The organism is Marinobacter alkalisoli (assembly GCF_045449795.1).
Lineage (GTDB): Bacteria > Pseudomonadota > Gammaproteobacteria > Pseudomonadales > Oleiphilaceae > Marinobacter.
Genome location: NZ_JBJJLB010000015.1, coordinates 96,114 through 107,884, shown reverse-complemented (window position 1 = coordinate 107,884; position 11,771 = coordinate 96,114). Strand labels below are relative to the sequence as shown.

The following is an 11,771-nucleotide window of genomic DNA, read 5'->3' as shown; positions in this document are numbered from 1 at the left end:
GTTAGCAGTGTGCAGAAACAAGTGTTTCGGTTTGATGACAGATCAAGCGAAGCCCTTCTTTCTGATCACTGGGTCAGATTTGCTCTTTAACAAATTGGACGAGATAGAACACGAATATTGTTTCTCATTATCTCCGAGGAACAATGTTCAATGTGATAGCGATTTCAAGCGTTATCCGGTGTTGTCGTTGAAGTGGTTGTTATATCGCTTCAAGAGACTGTCTCGAAACAAGATTCTTTGTCAGGCTTGCCTGGTGAAGGGTGTTGGGTCGTGATCAGTTGTCTTGGGGTTATATAGTCAAGCAACTAAGCGCATACGGTGGATGCCTTGGCAGTCAGAGGCGATGAAAGACGTGGAAGCCTGCGATAAGGTTCGGGGAGCTGGCAAACGAGCTGTGATCCGGACATCTCTGAATGGGGAAACCCACCGACTTTCGGGTCGGTACCGTGCGGTGAATACATAGCCGTACGGGGCGAACTCGGGGAACTGAAACATCTAAGTACCCGAAGGAAAAGAAATCAACCGAGATTCCCTCAGTAGCGGCGAGCGAACGGGGACCAGCCCTTAAGCTGGACAACTGGTAGGAGAAGGCCCTGGAAAGAGCCGCCATAGTGGGTGATAGCCCCGTATCCGAAACCTGAGTCCAGTGAAATCGAGTAGGACGGGACACGAGACATCCTGTCTGAACATGGGGGGACCATCCTCCAAGGCTAAATACTCCTGACTGACCGATAGTGAACCAGTACCGTGAGGGAAAGGCGAAAAGAACCCCTGTGAGGGGAGTGAAATAGATCCTGAAACCGTATGCGTACAAGCAGTCGGAGCGGACTTGTTCCGTGACGGCGTACCTTTTGTATAATGGGTCAGCGACTTATGTTCAGTGGCGAGGTTAACCGTCTAGGGGAGCCGTAGGGAAACCGAGTCTGAATAGGGCGATTTAGTCGCTGGGCATAGACCCGAAACCGGGCGATCTATCCATGAGCAGGTTGAAGGTTGAGTAACATCAACTGGAGGACCGAACCCACTGTCGTTGAAAAGCCAGGGGATGACTTGTGGATCGGAGTGAAAGGCTAATCAAGCCCGGAGATAGCTGGTTCTCCCCGAAAGCTATTTAGGTAGCGCCTCGGACGAATACCACAGGGGGTAGAGCACTGTTTCGGCTAGGGGGTCATCCCGACTTACCAACCCGATGCAAACTCCGAATACCTGTGAGTACTATCCGGGAGACACACGGTGGGTGCTAACGTCCATCGTGAAGAGGGAAACAACCCAGACCGCCAGCTAAGGTCCCCAAGTACCAGTTAAGTGGGAAACGATGTGGGAAGGCTCAGACAGCTAGGAGGTTGGCTTAGAAGCAGCCATCCTTTAAAGAAAGCGTAATAGCTCACTAGTCGAGTCGGCCTGCGCGGAAGATGTAACGGGGCTCAAACTGGTCACCGAAGCTGCGGCTGCATACTTTGTATGCGGGGTAGGGGAGCGTTCTGTAAGCCTGCGAAGGTGTGTTGAGAAGCATGCTGGAGGTATCAGAAGTGCGAATGCTGACATGAGTAACGACAATGGGAGTGAAAAACTCCCACGCCGGAAGACCAAGGGTTCCTGCGCAACGCTAATCGGCGCAGGGTGAGTCGGCCCCTAAGGCGAGACCGAAAGGTGTAGTCGATGGGAAACGGGTTAATATTCCCGTACCTTGGATCACTGCGATGGAGAGACGGAGAAGGCTAGGTGAGCCGGGCGACGGTTGTCCCGGTTTAAGCGAGTAGGGAGAGGACTTAGGCAAATCCGGGTCCTCAATCCTGAGACGCGACGACGACTGCTCATGAGAGCGGGAAGTCATTGATGCCCTGCTTCCAGGAAAATCTTCTAAGCTTCAGGTGATTCGAGACCGTACCCCAAACCGACACAGGTGGTCAGGTAGAGAATACCAAGGCGCTTGAGAGAACTCGGGTAAAGGAACTAGGCAAAATGGTGCCGTAACTTCGGGAGAAGGCACGCCGGTATGTACGTGAAGCCCCTGCGGGTGGAGCGGAAGCCGGTCGAAGATACCAGGCCCCTGCGACTGTTTATTAAAAACACAGCACTGTGCTAACACGAAAGTGGACGTATACGGTGTGACGCCTGCCCGGTGCCGGAAGGTTAATTGATGGGGTTAGCATTCGTGCGAAGCTCTTGATCGAAGCCCCGGTAAACGGCGGCCGTAACTATAACGGTCCTAAGGTAGCGAAATTCCTTGTCGGGTAAGTTCCGACCTGCACGAATGGCGTAACGATGGGGGCGCTGTCTCTACCCGAGACTCAGTGAAATTGAAATCGCCGTGAAGATGCGGTGTATCCGCGGCTAGACGGAAAGACCCCGTGAACCTTTACTATAGCTTCACAGTGAACTTTGAGCATGTTTGTGTAGGATAGCTGGGAGGCTTTGAAGCGAGAACGCCAGTTCTCGTGGAGCCAACCTTGAAATACCAGCCTGATATGTTTGAGGTTCTAACTTGGTCCCCTGATCGGGGATGAGGACACTGTGTGGTGGGTAGTTTGACTGGGGCGGTCTCCTCCCAAAGCGTAACGGAGGAGCACAAAGGTGGGCTAAGCACGGTCGGACATCGTGCGGTTAGTGTAATGGCACAAGCCCGCTTAACTGCGAGACAGACACGTCGAGCAGGTACGAAAGTAGGTCATAGTGATCCGGTGGTTCTGTATGGAAGGGCCATCGCTCAACGGATAAAAGGTACTCCGGGGATAACAGGCTGATACCGCCCAAGAGTTCACATCGACGGCGGTGTTTGGCACCTCGATGTCGGCTCATCACATCCTGGGGCTGAAGCCGGTCCCAAGGGTATGGCTGTTCGCCATTTAAAGTGGTACGCGAGCTGGGTTTAGAACGTCGTGAGACAGTTCGGTCCCTATCTGCCGTGGACGTTGGAGATTTGAGGAAAGCTGCTCCTAGTACGAGAGGACCGGAGTGGACGAACCGCTGGTGTTCGGGTTGTGTCGCCAGACGCATTGCCCGGTAGCTATGTTCGGATAGGATAACCGCTGAAAGCATCTAAGCGGGAAGCCCCTTCCAAGATGAGATCTCCCTGGACCCTTGAGGTCCCTGAAGAGCCGTTCAAGACCAGGACGTTGATAGGTCGGGTGTGTAAGCGCTGCGAGGCGTTGAGCTAACCGATACTAATTGCTCGTGCGGCTTGACTATATAACACCCAAGACAATTGCGGATAACGCAACGAAATCGATATCACAGTCGAAAGACACACGTTCCATCTCGTCCACCCAGTGATCAACCGTTTTGCCTGACGACCATAGCGGTCTGGAACCACCTGATCCCATCCCGAACTCAGAAGTGAAACAGACCTGCGCCGATGGTAGTGTGGCGTTGCCCATGTGAGAGTAGGTCATCGTCAGGCTCCTAATACCAAAAACCCCAGCATCCTTGATGTTGGGGTTTTTTATTTTGGATCGAGGCCCTGCTGTGCACTACAACGGCCCCCATGTGACCAGCTTGCCGCAGGCAAGCGCAGGACGCGGGAGCGCAGCGACGGCGGGCCCGAAGGGCCGAAGGCCGCAGGCCTGAGCAATGTAGGTCATCGTCAGGCTCCTAATACCGAAAACCCCAGCATCCTTGATGTTGGGGTTTTTTATTGCCCGAAAGATAAGTTCATCCAGCTGCCACATGCCGGTGCGTCCCATGTGTGCGTCGCCTTCCTATAGTGCGTTCTTAGTGGCTCCTGCCCGGCCATTTGGTTGTAGGGTGTTGATTAATATAAAAAATACATCTGTGGAATGTATCTTGCTGTAGTTCCGGTGAACAATTCCCCATCAGGCAATCGGCAACGGCGCCGTCGCATGAAGTCACCCGGTGTCGACCAGGTCGGTTCCTGATCCAGATCAGTTTCCCTCGTTGGTATCTGTAGGCTTCATTCAACCCGGTGGGACCATTTGCCAGGTTTTGACAGGATCAGCCATGACGGATACAGCTTTTCGCTTCTTTTCCTATGCCGGAAAAATCAAGGTGCTCCACCTCAGTTGGGTGGCCTTTTTTATCAGCTTTCTGGTGTGGTTTAACCACGCACCGCTGATGTCTGCAATCCGCGAGCAGTTTGGCCTCAGTGCAGCGGAGGTCAATACACTGCTGTTGCTCAATGTGGCGCTGACCATACCGGCGCGAATCCTGATCGGTATGCTGGTTGACGGGCTCGGACCGCGTAAGGTTTACAGTCTGGTGTTGGTCATCTCAGGTGTTCTGTGTATAGCGTTTGCGTTGTCGACCACCTTTGAGCAGCTGGCCTTTACCCGCTTCCTGCTGGGGTTTGTCGGTGCCGGATTCGTGGTCGGGATTCGCTTGATCAGCGAGTGGTTCCCGGCCCGGGAATTGGGGCTGGCCGAGGGCATCTACGGAGGCTGGGGGAATTTCGGTGCTGCCTTTGCTGGCCTTTCACTACCGGCCCTGGCGCTCTGGTATGGAGGCGATGATGGCTGGCGCTGGGCCATAGGTACAACCGGTGTTATTGCCATCCTGTATGCCGCAGTGTTCTACCATCAGGTCAGGGACACGCCCAAGGGCTCTACTTATTTCAAACCCAAGCGCGGCGGCGCCATGGAAGTGACCAGTCGGGGGGATTTCATTCTCTATGTGGTCATGAATCTGCCATTGTTCCTGGCTCTCGGATTAATCGTCTGGCAATTGGGCCCGCAAAAGCTAGGCATGCTGGGCGCGGTAACAACCTACGTTTTATACAGTGTCATTCTGCTGATGCTGGTGGTGCAGGTTGTTCGTATCTGGCAAATCAACGGCCATGTATTCCAGCGCCCGGTGCCGGCTTTTGATCGCTACCCTTTCAAACAGGTGGCGCTTCTGAATCTGGTTTATATGGCCAGCTTTGGTTCCGAGCTTGCCGTGGTGTCCATGCTGCCACTGTACTTCCTGGATACCTTTGATATTTCACCGGTACTGGCCGGTATGTTGGGTGGCAGTTTTGCGCTGATGAACCTGTTTGGTCGTCCGGGCGGCGGATACCTTGCCGATCGGTTTGGCCGCAAGTTCATTACTCTGGTGATGTTGGCCGGTATTGCCCTGGGCTATTTGTTGATGGCGCAGATCGATAGCCATTGGCCATTGCCGGTAGCTGTGGCCCTGGTTCTGTTCTGTTCTGTGTTTGTGCAGGGAGGCTGCGGCGCGGTGTATGCCTCCGTACCGCTGGTCAAGCGCCGGTTGACCGGGCAGGTGGCCGGTATGGCCGGAGCCTATGGCAACGTTGGTGGTGTGGTGTTCCTGGTGGTTTTGGCGATGGTCACGCCCAAGGTGTTTTTCCTGGTGCTGGGTGGGATCGCCGTCGTGATCATGGCGATGGTGATGATCTTCATGGATGAGCCCAGCCCGCAGACGAGCGAAGTTATGCCGGATGGTTCCGTACGGATGATTGATGTGACATGAGCCCGCAATTGCACCTGCGAATCGGCCAACACAGCACGGCCGGTCGCAAGGAGACCAATGAAGATAGCCTGGGCGTCTGTTATCCGGAGGGTGAGGCGCTTGCCCTGAAGGGGGTTGTGGCGGTGGTTGCTGACGGCGTCAGTGCTTCCGAGTCCGGGCGCGAGGCGGCTGAGGCATGCGTCAAGGGCGTATTGCACGATTACTACAGCACCCCCGACTCCTGGTCTGTGGAAACGTCGGTTGGACGGGTGCTCGGAGCCCTCAACCGGTGGTTGCATGGCCGGGGACATCGCAGTCATGGTGATGCCAGGGGCATGGTATGCACCTGTAGTCTTGTGGTGGTCAAGAATAATCGTGCCTACGTGTTCCATGTGGGGGACAGCCGTGTCTATCTGTACCGTGACGGACGGCTGGAGTGCCTGACTCGCGACCATCACGTTCTGCTGGGATCTGACAGAACGGCCTTGTCCCGTGCCATGGGCGTGGAACTCAACGTCGAAATCGACATGAATCGGGTCGGTTTGCAGCCGGGAGATTGCCTGGTGCTGACCACGGATGGCGTTCATGGTTATCTGAGTGATGCGGCGATGGCTGAAAGGGTCCGCGACGCTCATCCGGAGGATGCAGCCAGGGCCCTGGTAGAGGCGGCCATGAAGCAGGGTAGTCCGGATAACCTGAGCGCTCAGGTGTTGGTGGTGGACAGACTGCCAGAGGAGGATATTGAGGCCCATTACGAACGTTTGCTAGCCTTGCCGTTTCCGCCGCCCCTGGAGCCTGGCCAACGTCTTGATGGCTATCGCATCGTTCGGGAGATCCATGCCAGCAGCCGAACCCAGGTGTACCTCGCGGAGTCGCAGGAAAGCGGGGAGCTGGTGGCCATGAAAACGCCTTCGCCCAATTTTGTCGATGATGCAGCCTACATTGATCGCTTCCTTACCGAATCCTGGGTGGCGAATCGGATTCAGAGCCCGCATATCGTGCGTTTTCTTGATCCCCCCCAGAATCGCCAATGCCTCTACTGCCTGACCGAATTTATTGAAGGTCAGACCTTGCGCGAGTGGATGAATGATAACCCCATGCCAGCTCCCGCTGTGGTGAGGGGTATGGTACGGCAGGTGGTGTCCGGGCTGCGTGCACTGCATCGCCTGGAAATGGTGCATCAGGACCTGAAGCCGGAAAACCTGGTGATCGACCAGCAAGGCACCATCAAGATCATAGATCTGGGGGCGGTCCGTATCCGGGGTATTGAGCAGATCGACGTGCCCTGGGGGCATGATGCGCGTCTGGGTACGGAAAGCTATGCCGCACCTGAATGTCTGGAGGGGGAGTTGGCCACTGCCGCCTCTGATCGGTACTCCCTGGGAGTGATCGCCTATGAGCTGTTAACCGGTCGCCTCCCGTACGACAAGCCCCCCAGGCCGTCCAGTCGGCATAAGCTGGTCTATCGGAGCGCTCGAGAGGTGAACCCAGATTTGCCGGTATGGCTGGATGCCTGCCTGCAGAAGGCCGTGGCTCTGAAGCCGGACGCCCGGTATTCCGCCTTGTCAGAATTCCTGAGGGATCTTGAGTTCCCGAATCCTTCTCTCACACCGTCCACCCGTGGCCCTCTGGTGGAACGTGTTTCAACCAAGGACTGGCGTTTTATCGCGGCGCTGTCACTGATGTTCAATCTGGTCTTGCTGGCTGCCCTGCTGCTCGATTACTAATGGTATACTCTCCCGACACGATAAAGTTCCGTTGCCATGGAGAATCAAATGCCGGTCCAAGATCACCTGGTCATTTTTGATACCACCCTGAGGGATGGCGAGCAGAGCCCTGGCGCTACCATGACCAAGGCAGAGAAGCTGCGTATTGCCAAGGTACTGGAGAAGCTTCGGGTGGACGTCATCGAGGCCGGCTTCCCCATTGCCAGTCAAGGCGATTTTGACGCGGTAAAGTCCATTGCAGAGGCCATCAAGGATTCCACTGTTTGCGGCCTGGCACGTGCGACAGACGGCGACATAGACCGCGCAGCCGAAGCGATACAACCTGCGCAAAGCGGTCGTATTCACACCTTTATCGCGACCTCCCCGATTCACATGAAGCACAAGCTGCAGATGCAGCCGGACGAAGTCGTAGAGCAGGCTGTCCGGGCGGTGAAACGGGCCCGTGGCCATGTCGACGATGTTGAATTCTCCTGTGAGGATGCCGGTCGCTCCGAGCTGGATTTCCTGTGCCGTATCATTGAGGCGGCCATTGATGCCGGTGCCCGCACGATCAATATTCCCGACACCGTTGGTTACGCCATCCCGGAACAGTTCGGGGAAACCATTCATCAGCTGCTGAACCGTATTCCCAATGCCGACAAGGCGGTATTTTCCGTGCATTGCCACAACGACCTGGGACTGGCAGTGGCGAACTCGTTGGCAGCAGTCAGCCGCGGCGCGCGCCAGGTAGAATGTACGATCAACGGTCTCGGCGAACGGGCGGGCAATGCTTCGCTGGAAGAAATTGTCATGGCGGTGCGCACCCGTCAGGATCTGTATTCCATCGATACCCGCATTGACACCCAGCACATTGTGCCCGCCTCACGACTGGTTTCGACTATTACCGGCTTCCCGGTACAACCCAATAAGGCAATTGTTGGCGCCAACGCCTTTGCCCATGAATCCGGCATCCATCAGGATGGCGTGCTCAAGCATCGTGAAACCTACGAGATCATGCGGGCCCAGGACGTCGGCTGGCACACCAACAGTCTGGTTCTGGGCAAACACTCCGGGCGAAATGCGTTCCGCACCCGCCTGCTTGAACTGGGTATCCAGTTTGAGACAGAGACCGAACTTAACGAAGCCTTCACCCGCTTCAAGGCATTGGCGGATCTTAAACACGAGATCTTCGACGAGGATCTGCAGGCAATTGCCAGCGATACTCGACAAAAAGAGGAAGAAGGCCGGTTCGGGCTGGTGTGCCTGCAGGTATGTTCGGAAACCGGCGTCGTCCCCAGGGCCAGCCTCACGTTGCTGATGGACGGCAGAGAGCACAAGGTTGAAGCCGAGGGTAGTGGGCCGGTGGATGCCACCTTCAAGGCGATAGAATCCCTGGTCGACTCCGGCTGTAATCTGCAGCTGTATTCAGTAAACAATATTACCAGTGGCACCGATGCCCAGGGTGAAGTGACGGTTCGTCTTGAGCGAGGTGGTCGGATTGTGAATGGCGTTGGCGCGGATACCGATATTATCATCGCCTCCGCCAAGGCCTACATTGAGGCCCTGAACCTGATCAGTCGGGGCGGCATTCGCCAGCACCCCCAGGTTGCCGATGTTTGATGTGTTCGATGTGAGAGTAACAACCGGGGCGTTCGGATGAGAGTGTCGGAAGCTGAGAGACAGTTCTATCTCGGGGTCGCAGGTATCCGTACATGGTATGCCCGTGAGCCCCTGCCGGGCGCCGCTCCCAGTCCGGTTTTTGAGTTTCCCGAGGAGGTTGCGCCGCCCGAATCGGCGGAGCCAGCGGCCCGCGTTGCCCCGGTGGCTGCGAAAACGTCGGCCAACAGGAAGCCTGCTCCGGAAGTGGCAGGGCGGGCCGTTGAGCGGATTGCCCATCTGCAGGCGCTGATGGCTGGAGAAAATACACCTGCGAATGCCTCTGCCCCGGAAGCGACGACGGAGTCCGGGACTGACGATGTCGTGTCCCGGCAGGCATCGGATGACGATGTGAATGAGGCGCCTGAGGAGCTGAGCCTGGCGCCATTGAAGGGGGGCGAGCTGAAGGTAACCCTCGGACTATGGGCGGTTGATGGCGTGCTGTTGTTGGGAGAAGTGTCGGATGACGCCAGTGCCCGTCTGCAGGACTCTCTGGCCGGCAATATTCTCAAGGCCCTGGGTTATGCGGAGCAGGCGAAGACTGAGAGTCTGCAATGGCCGGTTTTTGCCAACCCGCTGGTGCCGGGGAACGGCTTCGCCGATTTTACCCGGGTATTGAAGTCCCTGGCGGGAGAACGCGACGGTCGGCGGATCATCCTGCTCGGGGTCTTGCCCGCGGATTTGCCTACTGATCGCGATTCGTGGCTGGCCAGCACGCTGGGACAGGTGACCGTTGATTTTCCCCACACCCTGGCAGAGCTGGCTGCGGTGCCTTCCTACAAGCGCGCACTCTGGAAGCAGCTCAAACCGTTGACAAGGTCCCGGGCGTGACCCAATCGCAATACGATCAGGTTCGCCAGAATGACCGGGTGATCCGTCCGCTGTTGCCCGACGACTTGCCAGCTGTTCTGGATATCGAACTGCGGTGCTATTCCCACCCCTGGAGCGAGTCCGTGTTCCGTGACTGTTTCCGGCAGGATTACCGGCTATGGGCCTACCATTGTGGCGGCGCGCTGAGCGGCTATGCGATTGTTGCGTACCTGTATGATGAAGCACATCTGCTGAACCTGTGCATTGCCCCGGACATTCGCCGGGAAGGAGCCGGTCGTCGGTTGCTGCGGCATCTGCTGGCATACGCAGCGCACGACGGGATGCAGCAGGTGATTCTCGAAGTCCGCGAGTCCAATCGCAATGCAGCGGCGCTCTACCAGTCGGAAGGGTTTCGGGTTATCGGGGAGAGGCCGGGCTATTACCCTGCGCCCGAAGGGCGGGAGGACGCCATTGTCATGGCCTTCGGCTTGCCCGGCGCCTAGGGGCTATCCACGACTTTCCGGCCGCTACAGTGTTCGCGTCTGGATCTTATTCCCCCTATAATGGCGGCCTTTTCAGCGTATTTGATTCAGGTTGCTGTCCATTATGTCCACCCTTTCACAAGAAGTTTCCAAACGTCGTACCTTTGCGATCATCTCGCACCCCGACGCCGGTAAGACCACCATCACGGAAAAGGTCCTGTTGTTCGGGCAGGCGATCCAGAAAGCCGGAACCGTCAAAGGCAAGAAGTCCGGCCAGCATGCCAAATCCGACTGGATGGAGATGGAGAAAGAGCGGGGCATATCGGTGACCACCTCCGTCATGCAGTTCCCCTATGGCGACCGTTTGGTGAACCTGCTGGACACGCCGGGTCACGAAGACTTCTCCGAGGATACCTACCGCACGCTGACGGCGGTCGATTCCTGCCTGATGGTGATTGACAGTGCCAAGGGTGTTGAGGAACGGACCATCAAATTGATGGAGGTCACCCGTCTGCGGGATACCCCGATCCTGACGTTCATGAACAAGCTTGACCGGGATACAAGGGATCCGGTGGAGCTGATGGACGAAGTGGAGGATATCCTCAAGATCGCCTGCTCCCCGGTGACCTGGCCCATTGGCATGGGCAAGAATTTCAAGGGGGTTTACCACCTGCTGCGTGATGAGGTGATTCTGTACCAGTCGGGGCAGGGTCATATGATCCAGGAGCGTCGTGTCATTTCCGGTCTGGACAATCCGGAGCTGGATGACGTACTGGGCGCTTATGCCTCCGAGCTGCGTGATGAAATCGAACTTGTAAAAGGGGCGTCCCACGAGTTCGATCATGACGCGTTTCTCAAGGGCGAACTGACCCCGGTTTTCTTCGGGACTGCCCTGGGTAACTTCGGCGTCGACCATATGCTGGACGGTCTGGTGGAGTGGGCTCCGGCGCCGCAGCCAAGGGAGACCGATTTGCGGCCGGTGGAGCCGGCTGAAGATGTGTTTTCCGGCTTTGTCTTCAAGATCCAGGCGAACATGGACCCCCAGCACCGGGACCGGGTAGCGTTCCTGCGGATCGTGTCGGGGCGTTACAATCAGGGCATGAAAGCCCGCCATGTGCGGATTGGCAAAGAGGTGCGTTTTTCAGATGCGCTGACCTTCATGGCAGGTGATCGTGAACATGCGGAGGAAGCCTTTGCCGGGGATATTATCGGGCTTCACAATCACGGTACCATTCAGCTCGGTGACACCTTCACCTCCGGTGAGAGCATGAAATTTACCGGTATTCCGAATTTCGCCCCGGAACTGTTCCGTCGTATCCGCCTCAAGGACCCGCTCAAGTCCAAGCAATTGCAAAAAGGGCTCATCCAGCTGTCCGAGGAAGGCGCCGTCCAGGTATTCCGGCCGCTCAAGAACAACGACCTGATTGTGGGAGCCGTCGGTGTCCTGCAGTTCGATGTGGTGGTTAGTCGTCTCAAGAGTGAGTACAAGGTCGAGGCTGTGTACGAGGCAATCAATGTGGCGACCGCGCGATGGGTAAGCAGTAGTGATGAGCGTAAACTGGACGAGTTTCAGCGCAAGAACAATGATTACCTGGCACTGGATGGCAGCGACCAGCTGGCTTACATCGCACCGACCATGGTGAACCTGCAGCTGGCCCAGGAGCGTTATCCCGACATCCAGTTCCACAAGACCCGGGAACATTAATCACGG

6 protein-coding genes and 2 rRNA genes are annotated in these 11,771 nt (G+C 56.6%); all 8 read left to right on the top strand.

The window, feature by feature from the left end:
- Positions 1 to 295: 295 nt before the first annotated feature.
- The 8 genes from ACJO3M_RS04600 (at position 296) to prfC (ending at position 11,765) form a co-directional block, all read left to right on the top strand.
- Positions 296 to 3,189 (top strand): 23S ribosomal RNA (locus tag ACJO3M_RS04600).
- Positions 3,190 to 3,285: 96 nt separating this feature from the next.
- Positions 3,286 to 3,400, top strand: a 5S ribosomal RNA gene (rrf, locus tag ACJO3M_RS04595).
- A 557-nt stretch (positions 3,401 to 3,957) separates the two neighbouring features.
- A complete protein-coding gene (locus tag ACJO3M_RS04590) occupies positions 3,958 to 5,427 on the top strand; it encodes an MFS transporter (protein WP_407000093.1) in 1,470 nt (489 codons plus the stop codon).
- Entirely contained in the window at positions 5,424 to 7,133 is a 1,710-nt protein-coding gene (locus ACJO3M_RS04585; protein WP_407000091.1) for a bifunctional protein-serine/threonine kinase/phosphatase, read from the top strand. Before ACJO3M_RS04590 ends, ACJO3M_RS04585 begins: the two co-directional genes overlap by 4 nt.
- Positions 7,134 to 7,181: 48 nt before the next feature.
- On the top strand, positions 7,182 to 8,732 hold the full coding sequence (locus ACJO3M_RS04580) for a 2-isopropylmalate synthase (RefSeq protein WP_407000089.1): 1,551 nt from the start codon (positions 7,182 to 7,184) through the stop codon (positions 8,730 to 8,732).
- Between the two features lie 36 nt (positions 8,733 to 8,768).
- Positions 8,769 to 9,599: a 2-isopropylmalate synthase gene (locus ACJO3M_RS04575; protein ID WP_407000087.1), complete on the top strand. Its 831-nt coding sequence runs from the start codon at positions 8,769 to 8,771 to the stop codon at positions 9,597 to 9,599.
- A complete protein-coding gene (gene rimI / locus ACJO3M_RS04570; RefSeq protein WP_407000085.1) occupies positions 9,596 to 10,081 on the top strand; it encodes a ribosomal protein S18-alanine N-acetyltransferase in 486 nt (161 codons plus the stop codon). The genes ACJO3M_RS04575 and rimI overlap by 4 nt, the downstream gene beginning before the upstream one ends.
- A 103-nt stretch (positions 10,082 to 10,184) precedes the next feature.
- A complete protein-coding gene (gene prfC / locus ACJO3M_RS04565; RefSeq protein ID WP_406985974.1) occupies positions 10,185 to 11,765 on the top strand; it encodes a peptide chain release factor 3 in 1,581 nt (526 codons plus the stop codon).
- Positions 11,766 to 11,771 lie beyond the last annotated feature (6 nt).

Bases quoted from the DNA above. Each gene is read 5' to 3' on its own strand.
- ACJO3M_RS04575 (WP_407000087.1), top strand. From the start codon at position 8,769: ATGAGAGTGTCGGAAGCTGAGAGACAGTTCTATCTCGGGGTCGCAGGT.
- ACJO3M_RS04590 (WP_407000093.1), top strand. From the start codon at position 3,958: ATGACGGATACAGCTTTTCGCTTCTTTTCCTATGCCGGAAAAATCAAG.
- ACJO3M_RS04585 (WP_407000091.1), top strand. From the start codon at position 5,424: ATGAGCCCGCAATTGCACCTGCGAATCGGCCAACACAGCACGGCCGGT.
- prfC (WP_406985974.1), top strand. From the start codon at position 10,185: ATGTCCACCCTTTCACAAGAAGTTTCCAAACGTCGTACCTTTGCGATC.
- ACJO3M_RS04580 (WP_407000089.1), top strand. From the start codon at position 7,182: ATGCCGGTCCAAGATCACCTGGTCATTTTTGATACCACCCTGAGGGAT.